The 23973-nt window shown below is 60.1% G+C and carries 26 protein-coding genes and 1 tRNA gene; 18 read left to right on the forward strand and 9 right to left on the reverse strand.

Annotation, left to right across the window (positions count from 1 at the left end):
* Positions 1 to 66 precede the first annotated feature (66 nt).
* Both ACJ8M3_RS16830 and ACJ8M3_RS16835 read left to right on the forward strand, forming a co-directional pair.
* Entirely contained in the window at positions 67 to 651 is a 585-nt protein-coding gene (locus ACJ8M3_RS16830) for a nucleotidyltransferase family protein (protein WP_089197422.1), read from the forward strand.
* Positions 652 to 659: 8 nt separating this feature from the next.
* The gene (locus tag ACJ8M3_RS16835) at positions 660 to 1712 is read left to right on the forward strand and encodes an XdhC family protein (protein ID WP_047573689.1); all 1053 of its coding nucleotides are present in this window, start codon (positions 660 to 662) and stop codon (positions 1710 to 1712) included.
* Here the strand turns inward: ACJ8M3_RS16835 and ACJ8M3_RS16840 are convergent.
* Together ACJ8M3_RS16840 and fumA are read right to left on the reverse strand one after the other, a co-directional pair.
* Entirely contained in the window at positions 1636 to 2502 is an 867-nt protein-coding gene (locus ACJ8M3_RS16840; protein WP_033644684.1) for a helix-turn-helix domain-containing protein, read from the reverse strand. The genes ACJ8M3_RS16835 and ACJ8M3_RS16840 overlap by 77 nt on opposite strands.
* 151 nt (positions 2503 to 2653) lie before the next feature.
* Complete coding sequence (gene fumA, locus ACJ8M3_RS16845; protein WP_442514709.1) at positions 2654 to 4300, reverse strand: class I fumarate hydratase FumA; 1647 nt, start codon at positions 4298 to 4300, stop codon at positions 2654 to 2656.
* A 349-nt stretch (positions 4301 to 4649) separates the two neighbouring features.
* Here fumA and ACJ8M3_RS16850 point away from each other — a divergent pair, with 349 nt between their 5' ends.
* From ACJ8M3_RS16850 to ruvX, 6 genes are all read left to right on the forward strand, one after another.
* Positions 4650 to 5162 (forward strand): SprT family zinc-dependent metalloprotease, encoded by a 513-nt coding sequence (locus ACJ8M3_RS16850; RefSeq protein WP_033644682.1) that lies wholly within the window; start codon positions 4650 to 4652, stop codon positions 5160 to 5162.
* 101 nt (positions 5163 to 5263) lie between these two features.
* A complete protein-coding gene (endA, locus tag ACJ8M3_RS16855) occupies positions 5264 to 5959 on the forward strand; it encodes a deoxyribonuclease I (protein ID WP_033644681.1) in 696 nt (231 codons plus the stop codon).
* Between the two features lie 69 nt (positions 5960 to 6028).
* Positions 6029 to 6760 carry a 16S rRNA (uracil(1498)-N(3))-methyltransferase gene (gene rsmE / locus ACJ8M3_RS16860; protein WP_033644679.1) on the forward strand — a complete coding sequence of 244 codons (732 nt, stop codon included), beginning with the start codon at positions 6029 to 6031 and terminating at the stop codon, positions 6758 to 6760.
* Between the two features lie 10 nt (positions 6761 to 6770).
* Positions 6771 to 7721, forward strand: coding sequence for a glutathione synthase (gene gshB, locus ACJ8M3_RS16865; protein ID WP_033644677.1), 951 nt, complete (start codon positions 6771 to 6773; stop codon positions 7719 to 7721).
* A gap of 145 nt (positions 7722 to 7866) precedes the next feature.
* Positions 7867 to 8430 carry a YqgE/AlgH family protein gene (locus tag ACJ8M3_RS16870; protein WP_004937452.1) on the forward strand — a complete coding sequence of 188 codons (564 nt, stop codon included), beginning with the start codon at positions 7867 to 7869 and terminating at the stop codon, positions 8428 to 8430.
* Entirely contained in the window at positions 8430 to 8852 is a 423-nt protein-coding gene (gene ruvX / locus ACJ8M3_RS16875) for a Holliday junction resolvase RuvX (RefSeq protein WP_015379046.1), read from the forward strand. The genes ACJ8M3_RS16870 and ruvX overlap by 1 nt, the downstream gene beginning before the upstream one ends.
* Here ruvX and ACJ8M3_RS16880 read toward each other — a convergent pair.
* Positions 8849 to 9871, reverse strand: coding sequence for a type IV pilus twitching motility protein PilT (locus tag ACJ8M3_RS16880; RefSeq protein ID WP_089197423.1), 1023 nt, complete (start codon positions 9869 to 9871; stop codon positions 8849 to 8851). The genes ruvX and ACJ8M3_RS16880 overlap by 4 nt on opposite strands.
* Before the next feature lie 20 nt (positions 9872 to 9891).
* Here ACJ8M3_RS16880 and ACJ8M3_RS16885 point away from each other — a divergent pair, with 20 nt between their 5' ends.
* Genes ACJ8M3_RS16885 through hemW form a run of 6 tightly spaced genes read left to right on the forward strand, consistent with a single transcriptional unit; the run spans position 9892 to position 14059 of the window.
* Positions 9892 to 10599, forward strand: a complete 708-nt coding sequence (locus ACJ8M3_RS16885; protein ID WP_089197424.1) for a YggS family pyridoxal phosphate-dependent enzyme — start codon at positions 9892 to 9894, stop codon at positions 10597 to 10599.
* A gap of 19 nt (positions 10600 to 10618) precedes the next feature.
* Positions 10619 to 11440 (forward strand): pyrroline-5-carboxylate reductase, encoded by an 822-nt coding sequence (gene proC, locus ACJ8M3_RS16890; RefSeq protein ID WP_089197425.1) that lies wholly within the window; start codon positions 10619 to 10621, stop codon positions 11438 to 11440.
* Positions 11441 to 11471: 31 nt separating this feature from the next.
* Entirely contained in the window at positions 11472 to 12026 is a 555-nt protein-coding gene (locus ACJ8M3_RS16895) for a YggT family protein (RefSeq protein WP_033644671.1), read from the forward strand.
* Entirely contained in the window at positions 12023 to 12313 is a 291-nt protein-coding gene (gene yggU, locus ACJ8M3_RS16900) for a DUF167 family protein YggU (RefSeq protein ID WP_004948014.1), read from the forward strand. The genes ACJ8M3_RS16895 and yggU overlap by 4 nt, the downstream gene beginning before the upstream one ends.
* Before the next feature lie 17 nt (positions 12314 to 12330).
* Positions 12331 to 12924, forward strand: coding sequence for an XTP/dITP diphosphatase (locus tag ACJ8M3_RS16905; protein ID WP_089197426.1), 594 nt, complete (start codon positions 12331 to 12333; stop codon positions 12922 to 12924).
* Positions 12917 to 14059: a radical SAM family heme chaperone HemW gene (gene hemW, locus ACJ8M3_RS16910; protein WP_033644669.1), complete on the forward strand. Its 1143-nt coding sequence runs from the start codon at positions 12917 to 12919 to the stop codon at positions 14057 to 14059. The genes ACJ8M3_RS16905 and hemW overlap by 8 nt, the downstream gene beginning before the upstream one ends.
* A gap of 37 nt (positions 14060 to 14096) precedes the next feature.
* Here hemW and ACJ8M3_RS16915 read toward each other — a convergent pair whose 3' ends face one another.
* The 5 genes from ACJ8M3_RS16915 to trmB form a co-directional block, all read right to left on the reverse strand.
* A complete protein-coding gene (locus ACJ8M3_RS16915; protein WP_016930094.1) occupies positions 14097 to 14531 on the reverse strand; it encodes a DUF29 domain-containing protein in 435 nt (144 codons plus the stop codon).
* A 100-nt stretch (positions 14532 to 14631) separates the two neighbouring features.
* A complete protein-coding gene (locus ACJ8M3_RS16920; protein ID WP_046687803.1) occupies positions 14632 to 15354 on the reverse strand; it encodes a DUF2884 domain-containing protein in 723 nt (240 codons plus the stop codon).
* A gap of 30 nt (positions 15355 to 15384) precedes the next feature.
* On the reverse strand, positions 15385 to 16308 hold the full coding sequence (gene glsB / locus ACJ8M3_RS16925) for a glutaminase B (protein ID WP_046688541.1): 924 nt from the start codon (positions 16306 to 16308) through the stop codon (positions 15385 to 15387).
* A 215-nt stretch (positions 16309 to 16523) separates the two neighbouring features.
* Positions 16524 to 16850, reverse strand: a complete 327-nt coding sequence (locus ACJ8M3_RS16930; protein ID WP_004937412.1) for a YggL family protein — start codon at positions 16848 to 16850, stop codon at positions 16524 to 16526.
* Positions 16850 to 17569, reverse strand: a complete 720-nt coding sequence (gene trmB, locus ACJ8M3_RS16935; RefSeq protein ID WP_004937410.1) for a tRNA (guanosine(46)-N7)-methyltransferase TrmB — start codon at positions 17567 to 17569, stop codon at positions 16850 to 16852. Before trmB ends, ACJ8M3_RS16930 begins: the two co-directional genes overlap by 1 nt.
* Positions 17570 to 17744: 175 nt before the next feature.
* Between trmB and mutY the strand changes: the two genes are divergently transcribed.
* The 3 genes from mutY (at position 17745) to mltC (ending at position 20254) form a co-directional block, all read left to right on the forward strand.
* Positions 17745 to 18845, forward strand: coding sequence for an A/G-specific adenine glycosylase (gene mutY, locus ACJ8M3_RS16940; protein ID WP_089197427.1), 1101 nt, complete (start codon positions 17745 to 17747; stop codon positions 18843 to 18845).
* Positions 18842 to 19114 (forward strand): oxidative damage protection protein, encoded by a 273-nt coding sequence (locus tag ACJ8M3_RS16945; protein ID WP_004937404.1) that lies wholly within the window; start codon positions 18842 to 18844, stop codon positions 19112 to 19114. The genes mutY and ACJ8M3_RS16945 overlap by 4 nt, the downstream gene beginning before the upstream one ends.
* Before the next feature lie 63 nt (positions 19115 to 19177).
* Positions 19178 to 20254, forward strand: coding sequence for a membrane-bound lytic murein transglycosylase MltC (mltC, locus tag ACJ8M3_RS16950; RefSeq protein ID WP_033644661.1), 1077 nt, complete (start codon positions 19178 to 19180; stop codon positions 20252 to 20254).
* Between the two features lie 48 nt (positions 20255 to 20302).
* On the opposite strand, the gene speF is transcribed toward mltC, so the two are convergent.
* Positions 20303 to 22468, reverse strand: a complete 2166-nt coding sequence (gene speF / locus ACJ8M3_RS16955; RefSeq protein ID WP_163966516.1) for an ornithine decarboxylase SpeF — start codon at positions 22466 to 22468, stop codon at positions 20303 to 20305.
* Positions 22469 to 23170: 702 nt separating this feature from the next.
* On the opposite strand from speF, the gene ACJ8M3_RS16960 reads away from it, so the two are divergent.
* Positions 23171 to 23246: transfer RNA gene (locus ACJ8M3_RS16960), tRNA-Phe, on the forward strand.
* Positions 23247 to 23973: the final 727 nt, after the last annotated feature.

Below are 23973 nucleotides of genomic sequence, written 5' to 3' on the forward strand. Positions count from 1 at the left end.
AAACATTTGCAAAACACATAAGGTTTGTACGCTAATAAATAATTTGCGCAAACGCGGGCTTGAACCATGATCACGGGCATCATTATTACCGCCGCCGGACGCGGGGAGCGCTTTATTCGGGCCGGCGGCCAGGGCAACAAACTGAACGCCGGGTTTGCCGATGCGGTGGGCGAGCGGCGTTCGCTGTTCGAACACACCCTGCGCCAGGCGCTGGCTTCCGAGCTGCCGGTGCAGGTGGTGACCCGTCCGGATAATCTGCCGGTGCTGGCAGCCTGCGCCGCCAATCAGGTGCCGGTTACCCTGCTCGCCAGCGCGGGCCTCGGCGACTCGATCGCCGCAGGCGTTGCGGCCACGCCGCACTGGCAAGGCTGGCTGATTCATCTGGCCGATATGCCGTTCGTCGGCGCCGATGTCTTCCGGCAGGTGGCGAGCGCCTTACGGCAACACGCGATCGTACGCCCCAGCTATGCGCAACAGCCCGGTCACCCGGTCGGCTTTTCCGCCCTATTGCGCAAACAACTTTGCCAACTGCGCGGCGATAATGGCGCCCGTGGGCTGCTGCAAGGCGCAACGGTGCACCTGTTGCCACTTGAGCACCCCGGCGTCGTGCAGGATATTGATCTTCCATCGCAACTTCCGGCCAGCGAGTAAATTCACCTATGCAACATCTTGATGTCACCGTGGTCAGCCAGGCGATAAGCTGGCTGCAACACCAGCCGGTCTGGTTATGCACCGTCCTCAGCACCTATGGTTCTTCGCCGCGCTCGCCGGGCGCGCTGATGGCGGCGACCCGCGACGGCCGCTACAGCGGTTCGTTGTCGGGCGGGTGCGTGGAGGAGGACTTTCTGCGCCGCGTAGCCGCCGGGGAGTATCAGGCGGCCAGCCAGGTGATCCGTTACGGCGAAGGCGGTATGACGCCCAACGTGGCGCTGCCGTGCGGCGGCGTGCTGGACGTGCTGATCGAGTATCTGCCGGCGGGAGAAGCCAGCGTCGCTTACCTGCGACGCATCGCCGGCGCGCTGGAAGGGCATCACGCGTTGATCAAACGCCTGACGCTGCCCCACGCCTGCCACAGCCTCGAGCAGAGTCATTTCACCAGCGCCACCCAGGTGGAACGCCGGCTCGAACAGATTACCCTGCATATCGCGGCTGCACCGCGCCTGCTGATCGCCGGGCTGTCCAGCGTGGCGCTGTACTGCGCCGATTTCGCCGTGGCGCTGGGGTTTGAGGTGCTGGTTTGCGAGAATCGCCCGGAGGCGCTGGATAACTTCGCCGCCGAGTTAAAACCGGGCGTGACGCTGCTGCGCCAGTTTCCGGCCAAGTTCATTGAGGACGGCGGTTGCCACGCCAATACCGCCGTCGTGGCGCTGACCCACGATCCGCGTATGGACGATCTAACGCTGATGGAAGCGATCCACACTCCGGCGTTTTACATCGGCGCCATGGGATCGCTGAGAAACAGCGCGCGGCGGCGCCAGCGGTTGCAGCAGATTGCCGAATTCACGCCGCAGGAGTTGGAACGCATCCATGCGCCGATCGGCCTGCCGCTGGGCAGCAAAACGCCCGCGGAGATCGCCCTGGCGGTGATGGCGGCGATCGTGCAGCAGAAAAACCGGCGGCCGGCCGCCGACGGGATCAGTGCAGCGGCACCACCGGCACCAGATGCTGCAGCTCCAGATGCAGCTCCTCTTTCCCGCTCAGCGAATAGCTGAACACCGTCATGTCCGGCCCGTCACCGCGGGCCAGCCCCATTTCGGGCAGCACCTGCGTGTAAATTTTAATGATGTGATCATTGAGCGCCACCGGCTTGCCGGAATAGCGAAAACGGCAAAACTCGCCGTGGATCTCCGGCAGCGGCTCCAGCGCCACGCCTTCACGCAGCGGATAGTCCGTCGTCACGCCCAGGGTATAGTCGACTCTGACCCGCTCGCCGTCCGGCACCAGTTGGGTAAACGAATAGGTTTGCGTCGGGCGCTCGCCTAACAAGGTGTAAAACTGCGCCCGCAGCGCGCTGCGCTGCGGCAGATGCGACTTATCCAACCTCTCTATGTCCAGGTGGTAAGCGTACTGCTTGCCGTGAAAAGCGTATTGCCCTCTGGCGATGCTGACGCGTTCAACCTCAATATCGCCGGGCTGGCTGGCCGCGAGTGAACGCACCAGATTGCTGAAGTCCTGTTTGCGGGCATGACGATAAACGCTGGGCGACTCGGCGAAGTGTTTCTTGAAACAGCGCGAGAACGTCTGCTGATTATCGAATTGATATTCAACCGAAATGTCCAGAATGCTCTTCTGCGTGAAGCGCAAGGCGAAGGCGGCGAGGTAGAGGCGACGAGCGCGGATGTAGGAGGCTAACGATAATCCGGTCTGCTTCTTGAACATGCGCTGCAGGTACCATTTCGTATAGCCTGACTTGGCGGAAACGATATCCAACGACAGCGGATTGGTCAGGTTATCTTCAATCCAGACCAGCAATTCCCTGATGTGACTTTCCTGCGTACCCATGTGCTTGCCGAACCTTATGTTACCGATATTCCATTAGTCGAATTTTAGTGCTATCCGCGTAGGGTATACAGGTTAAAACTCGCCGTCCAGCAAGCTACAGGACTTTACACAGTCCCCCTTCACCGCCCGCGAGCGGCGAAGGGGGCAACGCTTATTTCAGGCAGCTGGCGCATTGGCCAGCCTGGATCTTCTGGAAGAAGTCATTGCCTTTGTCATCCACCAGGATAAACGCCGGGAAATCTTCCACTTCGATTTTCCAGATCGCTTCCATGCCCAATTCAGGGTACTCCACGCACTCCAGGCTCTTGATGCTCTGCTGCGCCAGCACCGCCGCCGGGCCGCCGATGCTGCCGAGGTAGAAGCCGCCGTGCTTGTGGCAGGCATCCGTCACCTGCTGGCTGCGGTTGCCTTTCGCCAGCATGATCATGCTGCCGCCGTGAGATTGCAGCAGATCGACGTAGGCATCCATACGCCCGGCGGTGGTCGGCCCCAAGGAACCGGACGCATAGCCTTCCGGCGTTTTAGCCGGGCCGGCGTAGTAGATCGGGTGATCCTTGACGTACTGCGGCAGGCCCTCACCGCGATCCAAGCGCTCTTTCAGCTTGGCGTGCGCGATATCGCGGCCAACGATGATGGTGCCGCTCAGCGACAGGCGGGTGGAAACCGGGTACTGCGACAGCTGTTTGAGGATCTCGGCCATCGGACGGTTGAGATCGACCTTGATCGCCTCGCCTTCCCCGGCCTGGCGCAGCTCCTGAGGAATGAATTTACCCGGATTGTGCTCCAGTTTTTCCAGCCAGATGCCGTCGCGGTTAATCTTGCCTTTGATGTTGCGGTCCGCCGAACAGGAAACGCCCATGCCGACCGGGCAGGAGGCGCCGTGGCGCGGCAGACGCACGACGCGGATATCGTGCGCGAAGTATTTGCCGCCGAACTGCGCGCCCAGCCCCAGGTTCTGCGCCTCTTGCAGCAATTCCGCTTCGAGTTCCAGATCGCGGAACGCCTGACCATGCTCGTTGCCTTCGGTCGGCAGGCCATCGTAATACTTGGTCGAGGCCAGTTTGACTGTTTTCAGCGTCGCTTCCGCCGAGGTGCCGCCGATGACGAACGCCACGTGGTACGGCGGGCAGGCCGCAGTGCCCAGCGTGCGCATCTTGTCGACCAGGTAGTTTTTCAGCTTGCCCGGCGACAGCAGCGCCTTGGTTTCCTGATACAGATAGGTTTTGTTGGCTGAACCGCCGCCCTTGGCGATGCACAGGAACTTGTACTCTTCGCCGTCCACGCTGTAGAGATCGATCTGCGCCGGCAGGTTGCTGCCGGTATTGACCTCTTTGTACATATCCAGCGCGGCGTTCTGCGAATAGCGCAGGTTCTCTTCGATGTAGGTGTTGTACACCCCACGCGACAACGCTTCTTCATCGCCGCCGCCGGTCCAGACGCGCTGGCCCTTTTTGCCGACGATGATCGCCGTCCCGGTGTCCTGGCAGGTCGGTAAAATACCCTTGGCGGCGATTTCTGAGTTACGCAGAAATTGCAGCGCAACGTACTTGTCGTTTTCGCTGGCGTCCGGATCTTTGAGGATATCGGCCACCTGCTGTTGGTGCGCCGGGCGCAGCATGAACGACGCGTCGTGGAACGCATGCTGGGCAAGCAGGGTTAACGCTTCAGGGGCAACTTTCAGTATTTCCTGGCCTTCAAACTCGCTCACGGAAACGTGGTCGCGGCTCAGCAGGTAATATTCGGTATCGTCTTTCTTCAGCGGGAACGGATCTTGATAGTGGAACGGTTTATTCGACATTGATCTCTCACTTGCAACATCAGCTGCGTTAAATTCACACTTGCGGCGCGCGAGGCGGCGCCTTGTCAAAAAACTGCCTTCACCTTACGTATTTTTAATCAGTCAGTTATTGCGCCAAATCGCAAAATAACCGCTCTTTGCGTAAGGGATTGCCACAGGCGGCGTTTCAACCTTGCTCGGTGAGAACTGCGGGTACAGGCTCATCATGCACGCTTTATTATCCCGCAGTTAACACATTGATTACAATCCATCGGTGGCGATCGCTTTATCAATGTGGCGAAAAAGCGCCGGATGCGATTTGCGCCGGTGCGTATTGTCAGCCGCCGCGCCATTGCTTAAGCTAGCCGCAATGAACAAACCGAGAATCCCCATCGCGCTGCAACAAGCGGTGATGCGCTGCCTGCGAGAAAAGCTGCAGTTGGCCCGCCGGCATTTTGCCGTCGAGTTCCCCGAACCCAGCATCGTCTATCAGCAACGCGGCACCAGCGCGGGCACCGCCTGGCTGCAAAGCTGGGAAATCCGCCTGAACCCGGTGCTGCTGCTGGAAAACCAACAGCCGTTTATCGATGAAGTGGTGCCGCACGAACTGGCGCACCTGCTGGTGTTTCGCCAATTCGGCCGGGTGGCGCCGCACGGCCGCGAATGGCGCTGGATGATGGAAAGCGTGCTGCTGACGCCCGCCAGCCGCACTCACCGTTTCGAAACCGCCTCGGTGCAAAGCAAGACCTTCCCCTACCGCTGCGCCTGTGGGCAGCACCAGCTCACCATTCGCCGCCATAACCGCGTGCTGCGCGGCGAAAGCGAATACCGCTGCCGCCGGTGCGGCGAAAAACTGAAATTTCTTGCTAGCGAGAACCTTTAGTTAAACGATTTATACGTTAAAACAAGCAAATATCGCCATTTGCCACTACCGGCAAGTTCCGTTACCCTGCCTGCTTTTCCAATTTTGAGCTGTTTTGGAATATGCTTCGCAGAATTTTGTTTATGGCGGTTTTCGCCGCAGGCGCCGTACAGGCGCACGGCATCAATAACTTCTCTCAGGCCAAAGCGGCGGCGGCCAAGATTAACCGGGATGCGCCGGGCAGCTTTTACTGCGGCTGCCGCATCGACTGGCAAGGCAAGAAGGGCATCCCGGATCTCGCCGGCTGCGGCTATCAGGTGCGTAAAAACGCCCAGCGCGCGCAGCGCATCGAGTGGGAACACGTGGTGCCGGCCTGGCAGTTCGGCCACCAACTGCAGTGCTGGCAAGACGGCGGACGCAAAAACTGCAATAAGGACGCCACCTATCGCCAGATAGAAACCGATCTGCACAACCTGCAGCCGGCGATCGGCGAAGTGAACGGCGACCGCAACAACTTCATGTACAGCCAATGGAACGGCGGCGCAGGCCAATACGGGCAGTGCCCAATGAAGGTGGACTTCAAGAATAAACAGGCGGAGCCGCCCGCCCGCGCCCGCGGCGCCATTGCCCGCACCTACTTCTACATGCGCGATCGCTACCAGCTGCGGCTGTCACGCCAGCAAACCCAACTGTTCGAGGTGTGGAACCGGCAATATCCGGTGAGCCAATGGGAATGTCAGCGTGAAGCACGTATCGCCAAGGTGCAGGGCAACCACAACCCCTATATTCAACAGGCTTGTCAGCAGCGGAAAAGCTAACCTACTATAGCCTTTATCTTTCATGGCGCCGCCAACCCGCGGCGCCGTTTCGTCAGGATCAGACTACCCATGCGCATACCCCGCATTTACCATCCGCAGCCGTTGACCGACCGGGCGGAGATCGCCCTCAGCGAGGACGCCGCCAACCACGTCGGGCGCGTGCTGCGCATGAGCGCCGGCCAGGCGCTGCAGCTGTTCGACGGCAGCAACCAGGTGTTCGACGCCGAGATAGTCCGGGTGGACAAAAAGAGCGTGCTGGTGCGCCTTGGCGACGCCCGCGTGGAGGACATCGAATCGCCGCTCAACCTGCATCTGGGCCAGGTGATCTCGCGCGGCGAGAAGATGGAGTTCACCATCCAGAAATCCATCGAGCTGGGCGTCAACGTCATCACCCCGCTGTTTTCCGAGCGCTGCGGCGTCAAGTTGGACGGCGAGCGTCTGGCGAAGAAAATCCAACAATGGCAGAAGATCGCCATCGCCGCCTGCGAACAGTGCGGACGCAACCGCATTCCCGAAATCCGCGAGGCGATGTCGCTGGAGGCCTGGTGCGCCGAGCAGGACGGCAGCCTGAAACTCAACCTGCACCCGCGCGCCAGCCACAGCATCAACACGCTGCCGCAGCCGGTAGACCGCGTTCGCCTGCTGATCGGCCCGGAAGGCGGTTTGTCCGCCGACGAAATCGCCATGACCACCGACCACGGATTTACTGATATTCTGCTGGGACCACGCGTTCTGCGTACCGAAACCACAGCGCTCACCGCCATTACCGCTCTGCAGGTCCGCTTCGGCGACCTGGGTTAAAGGAGAAAAGATGATTAAGCTCGGCATCGTGATGGATCCTATCGATTCCATCAACATCAAGAAAGACACCAGCTTCGCCATGCTGCTCGAAGCGCAGCGCCGCGGTTACGAATTGCACTACATGGAGATGAACGATCTCTATCTGCACGCCGGTGACGGGCGCGCCCGCACCCGCCTGCTGAGCGTGAAGGAAGACAAGGAGAGCTGGTTCAGCTTCGGCGCCGAGCAGGATCTGGCGCTGCACGATCTGGACGTGATCCTGATGCGCAAGGATCCGCCGTTCGATACCGAATACATCTACGCGACCTACATTCTGGAACGCGCCGAAGTCAAAGGCACGCTGGTGGTCAACAAGCCGCAAAGCCTGCGTGACTGCAACGAGAAGCTGTTCACCGCCTGGTTCTCGGAACTGACGCCGGATACGCTGGTCAGCCGCAGCGCCGCGCACATCCGCAAATTCCACCAGCAGCACGGCGACGTCATCCTGAAGCCGCTGGATGGCATGGGCGGCGCGTCTATCTTCCGCGTGAAGCAGGACGATCCTAACCTGTCGGTGATCATCGAAACCCTGACCGAACACGGCAGCCGTTTCTGCATGGCGCAGAACTTCCTGCCGGCGATCAAGGACGGCGACAAACGCATTCTGGTCGTCGACGGCGAGCCGGTGCCTTACTGCCTGGCGCGCATTCCGGCGCAGGGCGAGACCCGTGGCAACCTGGCGGCCGGCGGCCGCGGCGAAGCGCGTCCGCTGAGCGAGAGCGACTGGAAAATCGCCCGCGCTGTCGCGCCGACGCTGAAAGAGAAAGGGCTGATCTTCGTCGGCCTGGACGTGATCGGCGATCGCCTGACCGAAATCAACGTGACCAGCCCAACCTGCGCGCGCGAAATTGAGGCGGCATTCCCGATCTCGATTACCGGCATGCTGATGGACGCGATTGAAAAGCGCCTGGCGGCGAAGTAATGCGTCATGCGGGCGGCCTGCCGCCCGCTATCCTGCATCGCGCCCGCCAAAGCACGCCTTTGAACGCGGCTTGAAAGGCGGCGGGTATAGCCGCATACTGGCGGCTGTTTATTTTCTCACCCATTGATTACCTTATACTAACGCCATGAATTTACAGCACCATTTTCTGATCGCCATGCCAACGCTGCAGGATCCTCGCTTCAAGCGCTCGGTGATTTACATTTGCGAGCACAATGAAGAAGGCGCCATGGGTTTGGTGATCAATAAACCGGTGGAGCAGTTCACGGTAGCCACGGTGCTGAGCAAGCTGAAGATCATGCCGCCTGCGCGCGATCCGGCCATCAGCCTGGACAAGCCGGTGTTCGCCGGCGGCCCCCTGGCGGACGATCGCGGATTTATCCTGCATACGCCGCGCCACGGCTTTGGCGCCAGCATTCAAATTTCCCCCAACACCATGATCACCACCTCGAAAGACGTGCTGGAAACGCTCGGCACGCCGGAGCAACCGGACGACGTGCTGGTGGCGCTGGGTTATGCGGGTTGGGAAAAGGGCCAGTTGGAGCAGGAAGTATTGGAAAACGCCTGGCTGACCATCGAAGCCAACACCGACATTTTGTTCCGCACGCCGATCGCCAGCCGCTGGCGCGAGGCGGGGAACCTTTTGGGTATCGACATTCGCAGCATCGCCAACCACGCAGGACACGCCTGATGAGTAACCGCACCATTATCGCCTTCGACTTTGGCACCAAAAGCATCGGCGCGGCCGTCGGCCAGGAGTTGACCGGCAGCGCCCGCGCCCTGCCGGCTTTCAAAGCGCAGGACGGTTCGCCGGACTGGCTGAAAATCGAAAAACTGCTGAAGGAGTGGCAGCCGGATTTGGTGGTGGTCGGCCTACCGCTGAACATGGACGGCACCGAACAGCCCGTTACCGCCCAGGCGCGCAAGTTCGCCAACCGCCTGCACGGCCGCTTCGGCATCCAGATCGATCTGCATGACGAGCGTCTGAGCACCGTGGAGGCGCGCGCCAACCTGTTCGATCGCGGCGGCTTCCGCGCGCTTGATAAAGGCAGCGTGGATTCCGCCTCCGCGGTGGTTATCCTCGAAAGCTGGTTCGAACGGCAGCTGGGCTAAACGCCCGTTCCCTCCCCCGCGCAGTCCCCCAACACACCGGCGTCGATCCGCTGCTGCAAACCTTGCTCAAAGGTTTGCATGCCGGACTGCGCGCCGGTTTGCAACACGCTTGCCAACTGATGCGTTTTCCCTTCACGGATCAGGTTGCTGACCGCCGCCGTCGCCGTCAGCACTTCAAAGATCGCCACTCGTCCGCCGCCGGGGCGCCTCATCAGCTTTTGCGCGATCACCGCTTGCAGGCTGCCCGCCAGCTGGGCGCGCACGTAGGGTTTCTCTTCCGCCGGAAACACGTCCACCAGCCGTTCTACCGCCTGCGGCGCGCTGCGGGTATGCAGCGTCGCCAGCACCAGGTGGCCGGTCTCCGTCGCAGTGAGCGCCAGCCGGATGGTGGCGGTATCGCGCAGCTCGCCCAGCAGGATCACATCCGGATCTTCGCGCAGCGCGGCGCGCAACGCCGCATCGAAGCTGTGGCTGTCGCGGCCGATCTCCCGCTGCTGGATCAGCGATCGCCGGCTGCGGTGCAGGAACTCGATCGGATCTTCCAGCGTCAAAATATGCCGCTGCTGGTGCCGGTTGATCTCGTCGATCATCGCCGCCAGCGTGGTGGACTTGCCGCTGCCGGTGGCGCCGGTGACCAGGATCAATCCGTCGGCGCGCCGCAGCAGCGCCGGGACGATGGCCGGCGCCGCCAGCTCGGCAAGCGAAGGCGATTGCCCGGCGATACGCCGCAACGCGAGAGAAATCCCCGCGCTTTGTTGAAAAACGTTGGCGCGCAACCGCTCCCCGCTCGGCCTGTGCAACGCCAGATCGACCTGCCCCAGCCGCCGCAGGCTCTCGCGCTGCTGCGCATTCAGCAATCCATCGCAGAGGGCCTGCGCGCCTTGCGCCGTCAGCGTTTGTGCCGCCGCCAGCGGCTGCAGTTCACCGTCGATGCGCAACATCGGCGGATGACCGGCACAAAGGTGCAGATCGGAAGCATTATGCTTTACACTAAGGGCCACGAATTCATCGATATCCATATCACTCTCCCGGGTCAATAATGAGCACTATCCAACAGAACCTGCAGGATGTCAGAAACCGCATCGCGGCCGCCGCGCAAAACTGCGCGCGGACGCCGGAAGACGTTGCTCTGCTTGCAGTCAGCAAAACCAAACCTGTGGCGGCGATCGAAGAAGCCATCGCCGCCGGCCAGCGCGCCTTCGGCGAGAACTACGTGCAGGAAGGGGTAGACAAGATCCGGCATTTCGCCGAGTCGTCGCAGGGCGGTGAGTTGGTGTGGCACTTTATCGGCCCGCTGCAATCCAATAAGAGTCGGCTGGTGGCGGAACATTTCGCCTGGTGTCATACCGTGGATCGGCTGCGCATCGCCCAGCGTCTGAGCGATCAGCGCCCGGCCGACATGCCGCCGCTCAACGTGCTGATTCAAATCAACATCAGCGATGAGCAGAGCAAATCCGGCATCGCGTTGAACGAACTGCCGGCGTTGGCCGACGCGATCGCGGCGCTGCCGAATCTGGCGCTGCGCGGCCTGATGGCCATCCCGGCGCCGGAAACGGATTATCAGCGGCAGTTGGCGGTATTCAGCCGGATGAACGACGCATTTCTCGCCCTGCGTCAGCGTTATCCGCAGGCCGATACGCTGTCGATGGGCATGACGGACGACATGGCGGCGGCGATCGCCGCAGGCAGCACCCTGGTGCGCATCGGCACCGCAATTTTTGGCGCCCGCGACTACTCGCAGGCCTGACAAACAGACGAGGGATTTGATGCAACATCGCAAGATTACCTTTATCGGCGCCGGCAACATGGCGCGTGCAATCATCGCCGGCCTGGTCGCGGGCGGCTATCCAGCCAAATCCATCAGCGTCTGCGCCCCGTCGCCGAAAAACCGTGACGCGTTGGCGGCGGACTACGGCATCGTCAGCAGCGGCGACAACGTCGCCTGCGCGCGTGAAGCCGACGTCGTGGTGCTGGCGGTCAAACCGCAAATGATGGCCGACGTGTGTCAGCCGCTGCACGAACAGGTCGATTTCGGCGGCAAACTGGTGCTGTCGATCGCCGCCGGCATTCAGGTCAGCCGTTTCTATCAGTTGCTCGGCGACCAACTGGACATCGTGCGCATCATGCCCAACACCCCGTCGCTGGTCGGCAAGGGCATGAGCGGGCTGTACGCGCCGGCGCAGGTCAGCCAACAGGATCGCGACTACACCGGCGATTTAATGGCCTCGGTCGGTAAAGTTTGCTGGGTAGATGACGAAAATGGCATCAACGGCGTGATCGCCGCCGCGGGCAGCGCCCCGGCTTATTTCTTCCTGTTTATGGAAGCGATGCAAAAAGAAGCCGAACGCATGGGCTTCGACAGCCAGACCGCGCGCGATCTGGTGCAGCAGGCCGCTACCGGCGCCGCCGCGCTGGTTGAAGCCAACCCGGATACGCCGCTGGGCACGCTGCGCGAGCAGGTGACCTCCAAAGGCGGCACCACCGCCGAAGCGCTGCGGGTGTTCAACGAACGCCAACTGCCGGAAACCGTGGCGCAAGCGATGCAGGCCGCCGTTTCCCGTGCGCAAGAAATGGAAAAATTATTTTAAATAACCCCGAGTTAAGGAGAAGGACCACTTCATGCTAACGCTGACTTTCCTGGTCAAGACCGTTATTGATCTGTACGTGATGGTGCTGTTGCTGCGCATTTGGATGCAATGGACGCGCACCGATTTTTACAACCCGTTCTCGCAGTTTGTGGTGAAGATCACCCAACCGGTGGTCGGCCCGCTGCGCCGCATCATCCCAGCGCTTGGGCCTATCGACAGCGCTTCGCTGCTGCTGGCGTTCCTGCTGATGACCATCAAGTACCCGCTGCTGCTGCTGATACAAAGCCACGCGCTGTCGCTCAGCCCGTATAACCTGCTGTTCGGCCTGATCTCGCTGGTCAAGTCCGCCGGCTACCTGATCTTCTGGGTGATGATCATTCGTGCGCTGATGAGCTGGGTAAGCCAGGGCCGCAGCCCGATCGACTACGTGATGTACCAACTGACCGAACCGTTGATGGCGCCGATCCGTCGCATCATCCCGGCGATGGGCGGCATCGATTTTTCCGCCATGGTAGTGATCCTGATCCTCTATCTGATCAACTACCTGGGCATGGATGTGTTCGGCGAGATCTGGTTCCTGCTGTGAGTGCAGTCACTCCCGTGCTGGACGGGCTGGCGATCAGGCTATATATTCAGCCGAAAGCCAGCCGCGACCAAATTATCGGCTTGCATGGCGACGAGCTGAAAGTCGCCATCACCGCCCCGCCGGTCGACGGTCAAGCCAACGCCCATTTGATCAAGTTTATCGCCAAGCAGTTCAAAGTGGCGAAAAGCAACGTCACCATCGAGAAAGGCGAACTGGGGCGGCATAAACAGTTACGCATCGTGAATCCGCAACAGATCCCCGCCGTGGTCGCGGCGCTCATCGAATAATTTTCAAGGTAGTCATTATGCAAAAAGTCGTTCTTGCCACCGGTAACCCGGGCAAAGTGCGCGAACTTGCCGACCTGTTGGCCGATTTCGGCCTGGACGTGGTCGCGCAAACCGATCTGGGCGTGGAGTCCGCCGAAGAAACCGGCCTGACGTTTATCGAAAACGCCATTCTGAAAGCGCGCCATGCGGCACAGGTCACCGGCCTGCCGGCGATCGCCGACGACTCCGGTCTGGCGGTAGATGCGCTGGGCGGCGCGCCGGGCATCTACTCCGCGCGCTACGCCGGTGAAGACGCCGACGATCGGCAGAACCTCGACAAGCTGCTGGCGGCGATGAAAGACGTGGCGCCGGGCCAGCGCGGCGCGCAATTTCACTGCGTGCTGGTCTATCTGCGCCATGCGCAAGATCCGACGCCGCTGGTGTTTCACGGCAGCTGGGCCGGTGAAATCACCGAACAGGCCGCCGGTGAAGGCGGTTTCGGTTACGATCCTATCTTTTACGTGCCGGAGCTGGGCCGCACCGCCGCCGAGCTGAGCCGCGACGAGAAGCGGGCGATTTCGCACCGCGGCAAGGCGCTGAAGCTGATGTTGGAAGCCATGCGCAATGCTTAAGCTGCCCCCGCTGAGTCTCTACATCCACATCCCGTGGTGCGTGCAGAAATGCCCGTACTGCGACTTCAACTCCCATGCGCTAAAGGGTGACGTGCCGCATCAGGAGTATGTCGATCATCTGTTGGCGGATCTGGATGCCGACCTGCCGCTGGCCGGCGGCCGGGAAATCAGCACTATCTTTATCGGCGGCGGCACCCCCAGCCTGCTGAGCGCCGAGGCGATGCAAGCCTTGCTGGACGGCGTGCGGGCGCGCATTCGCGTCGCCGACGACGCCGAAATCACCATGGAAGCCAATCCCGGCACCGTGGAGGCCGATCGCTTCAGCGGCTACCAGCGCGCCGGCGTCAACCGCATCTCCATCGGGGTGCAAAGCTTCAGTGCCGAGAAGCTGAACCGTCTGGGGCGCATCCACGGCCCGGAAGAAGCCAAACGCGCGGCGACGCTGGCGACCGGCCTCGGCCTGCGCAGCTTCAACCTCGATCTGATGCACGGCCTGCCGGATCAGTCGCTGGAAGAGGCGCTGGACGATCTGCGCCAGGCTATCGCCCTCAATCCGCCGCACCTGTCGTGGTATCAGCTGACCATCGAGCCGAACACCCTGTTCAGCTCGCGCCCGCCGGTTTTGCCGGACGACGATGCGCTGTGGGACATCTTCGAGCGCGGCCACCAGTTGCTGAGCGCCGCCGGCTATCAGCAGTATGAAACCTCGGCCTACGCCAAGCCGGGCTACCAATGCCAGCACAATCTCAACTACTGGCGCTTCGGCGACTATCTGGGGATCGGCTGCGGCGCGCACGGCAAGGTGACCTTCAGCGACGGACGCATCCTGCGCACCGCCAAGACCAAGCACCCGCGCGGCTTTATGCGCGGCGACTACATGGACAAGCAGCATGAGGTGGCGGCGGCGGATCGGCCGTTCGAATTCTTCATGAACCGCTTCCGCTTGCTGGAAGCCGCGCCGCGCGCCGACTTCGCCAACTACACCGGGCTGACGGAAAGCGTCATTCGCCCGCAGCTGGACGAAGCGCTGGCCAAAGGCTATCTGGAAGAAACCGCGGAGCACTGGCAGATCACCGAGAAGGGCAAACTGTTCCTCAACTCGCTGCTGGAACTGTTCCTGGCGGACGACGAGTAAAAAAAAGCGCTGAATGATCAGCGCTTTTTTATTGGTGTTAATCCGGGTAAAACGTCTGAGACAGAATCTGCTGAGTTTCCCAGATGCCGTTTTCCGGATACACATCCAGCCCGGTTTCGGCCGTGGCGAGCGCAACGGCCTTCGACCAGACGACATCCAGCCAATCGGCATCGCTCAGTTTACCTTTTAGGCTGGGCGACTCTTTCAAGCTGTAAAGCACCTCTTTGCGCTGCGCTTTAATCGTTCTTTCCCAGCTGGTTCCGCGCCTGGCCGGCTGATATTTCCATTTAAGCAAATGTGCAATCAGCACCGTCATCCGGCTAGCAAGTTCCCTTTGCTCGCTCTTCCCCACGTCCTCAATCTCCTCGGCGATCTTTTCAATATCGATCTCAGACAATTTTCCGGAGCGCAAAAGAGCGGCCTGTTCATTTGCCCAGGCAACAACATCGGTTTCGTAACGTGTATGGCTCATAGCGTCCTCCGTAAACATCCATAAATCTGTACGTAGTTTGATCAGTCTGTCAGATAAGCTTCAGAAGGTCAAAAAACGGTCTACCAAGAAGATTCTTAAATCACTTCAACGCGTTAAGCAGATCCTTGCGCTGGGTTTCCAGTGCGGTGACGCGGTTGCACACGTCATGACCGAAGTTCTGGAAGTCCTGTTCCTGGTTGTTCCATTCGTTCTGGATCGCCTTCTGCAAGCCGCCCAAATTGCCCATGATCGCCTGCAGCGGGTTGCCGCCGCTGTTGGCGGCCTGTTTGACGCCCATCTCGTTCAGGCTGTCCTGCAGCACGCCGCCCATGCTCTGCTGCACGATGTTGCGGCCATCCTGTTCCACTTGGTCAATCGCCTTGTGGTGGAAGGTCAGGCCGTCGCTGCGGTGCTCGATGATGCGGTTCATCTGCTGTTTCAGCTGGCCATTCAGGGTGGTCAGCCGGTTGCGCACGTTGCTGTTGCTGCCCAGCTCTTTGACGATCACCTTATCCAGCGCTGCGCGGGCTTTCTCCAGGTGTTTCTGCGCGCCGTCGTCGATCCACGGCAGCTGCTTGCGCAGCGCGCTCTGGTAACTGAAGGCTTTCTGCCGCTGGCTGTCGCTCAGGCTCAGCGCCTGACCGTTGCGGATCACGTCACCATCCGGCGAAATTTGCAGGTCGCCGCTGGCGCCTTTCACCTGCACGCTCTGCGGGCTGATGATCACATCGTCCTGGGGTTTAACGCTGCATTGGTACTCGGCGTGGGCCTGCGCGGCAGTCGCCGCCAGCAGCAGTAAGGCTAACCCGGTTTTCTTCAACATAGCTTCTCCTGACTCCCATCCAGATTGGGATTAAAAAATCGAACGACCGATACGTTGAGACAACAGTTCCAGCGCCGCAGTTCCCGCCAGCGAGTTGCCGGAAGCATCCAGCTCCGGCGACCAGACGACGATCGACAATTCGCCCGGCACGATGGCCACGATGCCGCCGCCCACGCCGGACTTGCCCGGCATCCCCACCCGATAGGCGAATTCGCCGGCGCCGTCGTACATGCCGCTGGTCATCATCAGGGCGTTGATCTGCCGGGCCTGCAGCGGGCTGATCACCGTCTCGCCGTTGAGATCGCGGCCGTGATTGGCCAGATAGACGAAGCTGCGCGCCAGCTCCACGCAGCTCATGCGCAGCGCACAGTAGTGGAAATAGGTTTGCAGCACGGTGATCACGTCGTTCTCGAAGTTGCCGAACGACTTCATCAGATAGGCGATGGCCGCATTGCGATCGGAGTGTTCGAACTCGGAGCGCGCCACCCGCAGGTCATAGGCCAGGTCGTCTTCGCCGGCCAGCTGGCGCACCACCTCCAGCATGCGCTGTTTGGGGGCGCTGAGCCGGGTTTGCAGCATGTCGCACACCACCAGCGCGCCGGGGTTGATAAACGGATTGCGCGGTTTGCCCTGCTCCATCTCCAGCTGCAGCAGCGAATTGAACGGCAGGCCGGAAGGCTCTTTGCCGACGCGCCGCCAGATCTCATGCTCCTGATAGCGCGTCAGCGCCAGCGTCAGACTCAGCACTTTGGAGATCGACTGGATGGAGAAGCGCTCCGCGGCGTCGCCGGCCTGGAACAGTTCGCCATCCACCGTACACACGGCGAGCGCCAGCCGATCGGCGGGCACTTCCGCCAACGCCGGGATGTAGTCGGCCACTTTTCCCTGGCCAATCAGCGGGCGCACCTGTTGCAGGATCTCTTCCAGCAACGCGTTATCCAATGTTGTTACCACCTCGGTCACACTCCAGGCAAAACAAAGGCGCCGTTAAGGCACCTTAAATCCATCCCCGTCATACTTGAATCCGCATCTGTGTTGGCTGCGAGCGCTCACCCCAGTCACTTACTGAAGTAAGCTCCTGGGGACTCACCCTCTTGCCGCCGTGATGCGAATCCAATTATTTAGGGGGAAATAAGCGGCGCGAAGCCGCGCTCATCGGGCAAGCGCGATCAATCCCACCAGATATCGAACAGATCGCTGACCTTAACGTCGGTCAGTTTGCGCGCTTCCAGCCAGTTTTTCACCAGTTCGCGATGCTCGTCGGTGCAGTGGCCGATCTTCTGCAGGCAGATCAAACCTTCCCACTGCAGGTAGCCGCTGCCGTCAAACGCCAGACCGTTCGGCTCGATCACTTCATCGATGAAGGTATCCAGCGTGCTGTCGATATCTTCCACCGACGTGCCTTCGGCGAAGCGCCAGGCTACGGAGAAACCCAACTCCTGAAATTCTTCAATGTGCAACTTTTTACGTAAACGACGACTGCGGTTCTTAGCCATTATTCTTTCCTCTCAAACATCAAGTCCCAAACGCCATGTCCCAGGCGCTGGCCGCGTAATTCAAATTTCGTCAGTGGGCGCGAATCCGGACGCGGCACATAATCATTATCGCTGGAAAGATTACGGTAGCCTGCGACCCCGTTCATAACCTCTAACATATGTTCCGCATAAGGTTGCCAATCGGTGGCCATGTGGAAGACGCCGCCGGTCTTCAGCTTGCGCAGCACCAGTTCGACAAACGGCGTTTGCACGATGCGGCGCTTGTTGTGGCGCGCCTTGTGCCACGGATCGGGGAAGAACAGCTGCACCATGTCCAGCGAGCCGTCCGGGATCATGTTTTCCAGCACTTCAACCGCATCGTGGCACATTACGCGCAGGTTGCTCAGCTTCGCCTCATGGGCGTCGGCCAGGCAGGCGCCCACGCCCGGCGAGTGTACTTCGATCCCTAAAAAGTTCTGCTGCGGGTTGTTGCCCGCCATGGTCACCAGCGAGGCGCCCATGCCAAAACCGATCTCCAGCACCGTCGGCGCTTCGCGGCCGAACAGCGCGGCGAGATCGACAGCGTCAGCCTGATACTCCACGCCCATCACCGGCCAATAGTTCTCCAGCGCGTGCTGCTGGCCTTTGGTCAGCCGCCCCTGGCGGCGGACAAAACTGCGGATACGGCGCATCGCGCGGCCGTTCTCATCAAATTCCGGGGAGATGACGTCATTAATCATAGTGCTTTCTGTCTGTTTGGCTGCCAATTAGGGAAACGCGCATTATGCAAAGATACATTGGTTTAGCAAGTGTTCATCTTCTGTACCCGCCGTGCGGCGTCGGAAAGTTCCGGTTTACAGCATCATGACTCTATGCTGCAATCTCGCTTCATTTTCTGCCGGATAACGACTCTTCATGATGCAAGCACAACAATTCGCACAGGTGGTGCTTGACTGGTACCAGCGCTACGGCCGCAAAACCCTGCCATGGCAGCTGGAGAAAACCGCCTATCAAGTATGGCTCTCCGAAGTGATGTTGCAACAGACCCAGGTTGCCACCGTCATTCCTTATTTTCAGCGCTTTATGGCCCGTTTTCCCAACGTGCGCGCGCTGGCGGAGGGCCCGCTGGACGAAGTGCTGCATCTGTGGACCGGCCTCGGCTATTACGCCCGCGCCCGCAACCTGCACAAAGCGGCGCAGACCATTGTCGCACAGCACGGCGGCGAGTTCCCGACAACCTTCGCAGAAATCGCCGATTTACCGGGCGTCGGCCGCTCCACCGCCGGCGCGGTGCTATCGTTGGCGCTGGGCCAGCACTATCCGATCCTCGACGGCAACGTGAAGCGCGTGCTGGCCCGCTGCTACGCGGTGGAAGGCTGGCCGGGCAAAAAAGAGGTCGAAAACCGGCTGTGGAAAATCAGCGAAGAAGTCACCCCGGCCCAGGGCGTCGGCCAGTTCAACCAGGCGATGATGGATCTGGGCGCCATGGTCTGCACCCGCTCCAAGCCCAAGTGTGAGCTCTGCCCGCTCAACGTCGGCTGCCTGTCTTACGCCAACCACAGCTGGGCCAACTACCCCGGCAAGAAGCCCAAGCAGACCCTGCCGGAAAAAACCGCCTACTTCTTATTGCTGCAGCACGGCGACCGCGTGTGGCTGGAGCAGCGCCCGGCGGTGGGCCTGTGGGGCGGCCTGTTCTGCTTCCCGCAGTTCAGCGCGCGCGTGGATTTGGAACTCTGGCTGCAGCAGCGTGGTCTGAAAGGCAAGCGCCTGGAACAGCTGACCGCGTTTCGCCACACGTTCAGCCATTTCCATCTCGATATCGTGCCGATGTGGCTGTCGCTCGACGCGGCGGGCAGCGGCATGGATGAGGGCGCGGGTCTCTGGTATAACTTAGCGCAGCCGCCGTCGGTCGGGCTGGCAGCGCCGGTGGACCGCCTGTTGCAACAGCTGGCGAAGCAGCCCCCGATCCAACAAAACTTATATGGCGATAGCGCCATCGATGAGGAATTAGCATGAGCCGCACCATTTTTTGTACTTTCCTTCAACGCGACGCCGAAGGCCAGGACTTCCAGCTTTATCCCGGCGACGTCGGCAAGCGCATCTACAACGAGATCTCCAAGGAAGCCTGGGGCGAGTGGATGAAGAAGCAGACCATGCTGATCAACGAGAAGAAGCTGAACATGATGAACGTGGATGACCGCAAACTGCTGGAAGAGGAAATGATCAAATTCCTGTTCGAAGGGCACGACGTGCACATCGAAGGCTATACGCCGCCGAGCGAATAACGCTGTTGGGGCCAGGCGCTGGCCCGCTTCAATCCTCTTATACTTCTTCCAAACGGCTTTAAGATGAAGAAAATTTTAGCTTTGCTCGTAATAGCGCCTTTGCTGATCTCCTGTTCCGGCAAAAAAAGTGAAGAAATCAACGAAGCCTGGATCAAAGACACCAACGGCTTCGACATTCTGATGGGCCAATTCGCTCACAACATCGAGAACATCTGGGGTCTGAACGAAGTTCTGATCGCCGGGCCGAAAGACTACGTCAAGTACACCGACCAATACCAAACCCGCAGCCACATCAACTTCGACACCGGCGCCATCACCGTCGAGACCATCGCCACCACCGATCCGGCCGCGCACCTGCGCCAGGCGATCATCAGCACGCTGCTGATGGGTGACGATCCGGGTTCGATCGACCTCTATTCCGACGCCAACGATATCCAGATCAGCAAAGAGCCGTTCCTGTACGGCCAGGTGCTGGATAACAAAGGGGCGCCGATCCGCTGGGAATGGCGCGCGGCGCACTTCGCCGATTACCTGCTGCAGACCAAGCTGCAAAAACGCACCTCCGGCCTGCACGTCATCTACTCGGTCACCATCCAACTGGTGCCGAACCACCTGGACAAACGTGCGCATAAATATCTGCCGATGGTGCGCAAGGCGTCGGAAAAATATGGCGTGGACGAGTCGCTGATCCTGGCTATCATGCAGACCGAATCGAGCTTCAACCCGTATGCGGTGAGCGGTTCGGACGCGCTGGGCCTGATGCAGGTGGTGCAGCACACCGCCGGTAAGGATGTGTTCCAGATGCGCGGTAAATGGGGCACCCCGAGCCGCAGCTACCTGTTCGATCCGGAGAACAACATCGATACCGGCACCGCCTACCTGGCGATCCTGCAGAACAACTACCTGGGCGGCATTCAGAACCCGACCTCGCGCCGCTATGCGGTGATCACCGCTTACAACGGCGGCGCCGGCAGCGTGCTGCGGGTGTTCTCCAGCGACAGAACGCGCGCGGTGGGCATCATCAACGGCATGCAGCCGGGCGACGTGTACCAAACGCTGACCACCAAGCACCCGGCAGCCGAGTCGCGCCGCTATCTGGTGAAAGTGAATACCGCGCAGAAGAGCTACCGCAGAAAGTAGCGCTTCCCGCGTGGATAGAAGAAGGGCCGGTGCGAACCGGCCCTTTTTTCATGGCTTGATCATATAGCCGAAGATGCGCTTCCAGCCGTGATCTTTTTTCTCGATGTAGACCCCCTGCAGCTCCGGCGAGAAGCCCGGCAGGCGGTTGATGCCCTCCTCGAGCGCCAGGAAGTAGCGCTGCACCGCGCCGCCCCACACTTCGCCCGGCACCACGCACAGCACGCCCGGCGGATACGGCAGGGCCCCTTCCGCCGCGATGCGCCCTTCCGCCTGGCCGATCGGCACCAGCTCGACGTTGTCGCGGATAAACTCCACGTTGGCGTCCTGCGGGTTCATCACCACCGGCGGGAAATGATCCTGACGGAACATCTCCTTTTGCAGCTGCTTAACGTCAAAGCTGACGTACAGATCGTGCATCTCCTGGCACAGCCGGCGAATGCTGTAGCCGCGGTAACGCTGCTCGTTCTTGCGGTACACCGTCGGCAGCACCACGCTCAGCGGCGCATCCTCTTCGACATAGCGTTCGAACTGCGCCAGCATCTCCACCAGCTGTTCCATCTTGGCCGGGTTCTCCGCCGGGGTCAGCAGGAACAGGATCGAGTTGAGATCGCACTTCTCCGGCACGATGCCGTTCTCGCGTAGGAAGTTGGCCAGAATGGTGGCCGGCACGCCGAACTCGGTGTATTGGCCGGTCGCGGCGTCAATCCCCGGCGTGGTCAGCAGCAGCTTGCACGGATCGACCAAATACTGATCCTGGGCGTAACCTTCGAAGCCGTGCCACGTCTCCCCCGGTACGAAGGTGAAGAAGCGCGCGTCGTTGGCGATCAGATCGGTATCGTAATCCTGCCAGTCCTTGCCCGCCACCTGCAGCGGAATAAACGGCTTCAGCTGCGAGCAGCGCGTGAGCAGCTGTTTGCGCGTCTCGATGCCCAGCTTGACGCAGTCCATCCACATGCGGCGCCCGGCGGGGCCGGCGTGCATCTTGGCGTTGACGTCCAGCGCGGCGAACAGCGGATAGAACGGGCTGGTCGACGCATGCAGCATGAACGCATTGTTCAGATGCTTATGGTTGCAGTGGCGCTTTTGCCCTTTGATATGGTCGTCTTTCTTATGGATCTGCGACGTCTGCGAGAACCCCGCCTGCTGTTTATGCACCGACTGGGTGACGAAGATGCCCGGATCGTGCTCGTCCAGCTCAAGCAGCAGCGGCGAACACTCTTTCAGCATCGGGATAAAACCTTCGTAGCCCACCCAGGCGGAGTCGAACAGGATGTAATCGCATAGGTGGCCGATGGTGTCGATCACCTGGCGAGCGTTGTAAATCGTGCCGTCGTAGGTGCCAAGCTGAATGATCGCCAGCCGGAACGGCCGCGCCGCCGTGGCCTTCTCCGGCGCCACCTCGCGGATCTGCTCGCGCAGGTAGCGCTCGTCGAAGCAGCGCGCATCGATGCCGCCGATAAAGCCGAACGGGTTGCGGGCGGTTTCCAGATAGACCGGCGTGGCGCCGGCCTGGATCAGCGCCCCGTGGTGGTTGGATTTGTGGTTGTTGCGATCGAACAGTACCAGATCGCCGCGGGTCAGCAGCGCGTTGGTCACCACCTTGTTGGCCGCCGAGGTGCCGTTGAGCACAAAGTAGGTTTTATCGGCGTTGAACACCCGCGCCGCATGCTTTTGCGCATCCTTGGCCGAGCCTTCGTGGATCAGCAGATCGCCCAGCTTGACGTCGGCGTTGCACATATCGGAACGGAACAGGGTTTCACCGTAGAAATCGAAGAACTGCCGGCCGGCCGGGTGTTTGCGGAAGAACTCGCCGCCCTGGTGCCCTGGGCAGGCGAAGGTCGAATTCTCCATCTCGACGTAGGTCTTCAGCGTTTTGAAGAACGGCGGCAACAGCGCCTGCTCGTAGGCGTCGGCGGCGGCCTCCAACTGCGCCATGTAGAACGGCTTGCTGGCGCCGGCCAGCAGCGCGAAAACCCCACTGACAAACGGCAGATAGTCCGGCGAGAGATGCTCATCCCCTTCCACCGCCACGAAGGTCGGAATGTCGAATCCTGTCGCCTGCAAGCGCGCCAGAATACCGGCGTTCACGTCGGCGACCGATACCACTACCGCCGCCACGTCGGTGTAGTCCGTCTGCTCTACGCGCACGATCTGGCGCAGCGTCTCAATGGTGGCGACCAGGCTGGCGCTGGTCGCGATTTTCAATTCTTTCATCATGCTGACTCTCAAACGGTGAAGGATGAGGGTGTGCCATCGGCACGGTAATGAGATAACGCGGTTATCCCGGTAAAAGCGATGCCCGGGCACGGCAGCATAAGCGGCGTACGTGACCAGCTCATGATCGGGGATCATCAGGCGGCTATCGGGGGAACTGATCATGGCAGCGTCCGACAGGCATCAGTAAAATCAGGGCCGCAGCGCTGGCTTTACGCATGCCTAACAGCGAGCATCAGGCGGCCTTACCGCATGATCGGCAGGCGTATTCGGACGGATGGCGTTCGGAGCAAGCAAAGACGGAACGGTGGCGTCAGAGGTCTGGTGCGCGACAGCGCTTGAGCGACAAAACCAGTCATGCCAATAACCCTCTGACTTATAAGAAGCGGGAACACCGTCAGGGAACGGAGAGTGCTAAAATTTGCGCAATGATTGCATGATTCGTTACGAGGTTCAAGCGAGAATCACCTGGGTTGAGCCTGCGTTAATGCAAAGGTAATGTATTGTTATTTAACAACAAAAATAAAAAACAATATTGACAAAGTGGTATAAATACACGTTTTTTATGCATATTTATTGGGTGGCGATATCGCCACAGGCTCTAGCGCTTCGGGTTCGCTGCCTGAAAATAGAGCAACCGATCGGCTTTGTGACAGAAAGCGATTGACGCCATCCGGCCAATACGGTTTAATGCGCCCCGTTGCCCGGATAGCTCAGTCGGTAGAGCAGGGGATTGAAAATCCCCGTGTCCTTGGTTCGATTCCGAGTCCGGGCACCATATTTAGAAGAACCCGCCTATGGCGGGTTTTTCGCTTTCTGAGATACGGACTCTCCATCGAACTGCGTTCGATTATTCGGCCAAAGGCCTCACCCTGCGGGCCAGCGCTAAAGCGCTGTTCAACGCGGCGCCAGCGCCGGTTGTCCGAGTCCGGTCGCCCTATTCAGAGAACCCAGCCTATGGCTGGGTTTTTGCTTTGCAGGGACAGGACTCTCCATCGAACTGCGTTCGATTATTCGGCCAAGGGCCTCACCCTACGGGCCAGCGCTAAAGCGCTGTTCAACGCGGCGCCAGCGCCGGTTGTCCGAGTCCTGGCACCATATTTAGAGAACCCAGCCTATGGCTGGGTTTTTCGCTTTCTGGGGTACGGACTCTCCATCGAACTGCGTTCGATTATTCGGCCAAGGGCCTCACCCTACGGGCCAGCTCTAAAGCGCTGTTCAACGCGGCGCCAGCGCTGAGACCTTGAATACCGAGCAGAAGTGCTCCTGTTCCTATCTCTTTAACCTAAATCTCGGCCTTTATATTCGCAGTCTTAATTGATGCTCGCCCCCTGCCCTGTGTTTACGGCACTGTATTATTTCCATTTGCGCCATAACCCAACCCTCCTTATTTTCGCCGTCATTTGAATTAATACGCAAACACGGGATACCATTAATGTTTTCATTCTGCGCCTGATAAAAACCCACAGCCACAAACCGATAAAAACATTAAATAACAATCAATT

This window comes from Serratia sp. CY55921 (genome assembly GCF_052167655.1).
Lineage (GTDB): Bacteria > Pseudomonadota > Gammaproteobacteria > Enterobacterales > Enterobacteriaceae > Serratia > Serratia ureilytica.

What these genes read in the sequence shown, in the direction of transcription:
- hemW (WP_033644669.1), top strand. Translation starts at nt 12,917, where the DNA reads ATGCTTAAGCTGCCCCCGCTGAGTCTCTACATCCACATCCCGTGGTGC.
- rsmE (WP_033644679.1), top strand. Translation starts at nt 6,029, where the DNA reads ATGCGCATACCCCGCATTTACCATCCGCAGCCGTTGACCGACCGGGCG.
- fumA (WP_442514709.1), bottom strand. Translation starts at nt 4,300, where the DNA reads ATGTCGAATAAACCGTTCCACTATCAAGATCCGTTCCCGCTGAAGAAA.
- ACJ8M3_RS16870 (WP_004937452.1), top strand. Translation starts at nt 7,867, where the DNA reads ATGAATTTACAGCACCATTTTCTGATCGCCATGCCAACGCTGCAGGAT.
- ACJ8M3_RS16920 (WP_046687803.1), bottom strand. Translation starts at nt 15,354, where the DNA reads ATGTTGAAGAAAACCGGGTTAGCCTTACTGCTGCTGGCGGCGACTGCC.
- mltC (WP_033644661.1), top strand. Translation starts at nt 19,178, where the DNA reads ATGAAGAAAATTTTAGCTTTGCTCGTAATAGCGCCTTTGCTGATCTCC.
- trmB (WP_004937410.1), bottom strand. Translation starts at nt 17,569, where the DNA reads ATGATTAATGACGTCATCTCCCCGGAATTTGATGAGAACGGCCGCGCG.
- ACJ8M3_RS16880 (WP_089197423.1), bottom strand. Translation starts at nt 9,871, where the DNA reads ATGGATATCGATGAATTCGTGGCCCTTAGTGTAAAGCATAATGCTTCC.
- ACJ8M3_RS16835 (WP_047573689.1), top strand. Translation starts at nt 660, where the DNA reads ATGCAACATCTTGATGTCACCGTGGTCAGCCAGGCGATAAGCTGGCTG.
- ACJ8M3_RS16930 (WP_004937412.1), bottom strand. Translation starts at nt 16,850, where the DNA reads ATGGCTAAGAACCGCAGTCGTCGTTTACGTAAAAAGTTGCACATTGAA.
- ACJ8M3_RS16850 (WP_033644682.1), top strand. Translation starts at nt 4,650, where the DNA reads ATGAACAAACCGAGAATCCCCATCGCGCTGCAACAAGCGGTGATGCGC.
- ACJ8M3_RS16905 (WP_089197426.1), top strand. Translation starts at nt 12,331, where the DNA reads ATGCAAAAAGTCGTTCTTGCCACCGGTAACCCGGGCAAAGTGCGCGAA.
- ACJ8M3_RS16885 (WP_089197424.1), top strand. Translation starts at nt 9,892, where the DNA reads ATGAGCACTATCCAACAGAACCTGCAGGATGTCAGAAACCGCATCGCG.
- mutY (WP_089197427.1), top strand. Translation starts at nt 17,745, where the DNA reads ATGATGCAAGCACAACAATTCGCACAGGTGGTGCTTGACTGGTACCAG.
- ACJ8M3_RS16895 (WP_033644671.1), top strand. Translation starts at nt 11,472, where the DNA reads ATGCTAACGCTGACTTTCCTGGTCAAGACCGTTATTGATCTGTACGTG.
- ACJ8M3_RS16945 (WP_004937404.1), top strand. Translation starts at nt 18,842, where the DNA reads ATGAGCCGCACCATTTTTTGTACTTTCCTTCAACGCGACGCCGAAGGC.
- speF (WP_163966516.1), bottom strand. Translation starts at nt 22,468, where the DNA reads ATGAAAGAATTGAAAATCGCGACCAGCGCCAGCCTGGTCGCCACCATT.
- ACJ8M3_RS16840 (WP_033644684.1), bottom strand. Translation starts at nt 2,502, where the DNA reads ATGGGTACGCAGGAAAGTCACATCAGGGAATTGCTGGTCTGGATTGAA.
- ruvX (WP_015379046.1), top strand. Translation starts at nt 8,430, where the DNA reads ATGAGTAACCGCACCATTATCGCCTTCGACTTTGGCACCAAAAGCATC.
- ACJ8M3_RS16830 (WP_089197422.1), top strand. Translation starts at nt 67, where the DNA reads ATGATCACGGGCATCATTATTACCGCCGCCGGACGCGGGGAGCGCTTT.
- gshB (WP_033644677.1), top strand. Translation starts at nt 6,771, where the DNA reads ATGATTAAGCTCGGCATCGTGATGGATCCTATCGATTCCATCAACATC.
- endA (WP_033644681.1), top strand. Translation starts at nt 5,264, where the DNA reads ATGCTTCGCAGAATTTTGTTTATGGCGGTTTTCGCCGCAGGCGCCGTA.
- proC (WP_089197425.1), top strand. Translation starts at nt 10,619, where the DNA reads ATGCAACATCGCAAGATTACCTTTATCGGCGCCGGCAACATGGCGCGT.
- ACJ8M3_RS16915 (WP_016930094.1), bottom strand. Translation starts at nt 14,531, where the DNA reads ATGAGCCATACACGTTACGAAACCGATGTTGTTGCCTGGGCAAATGAA.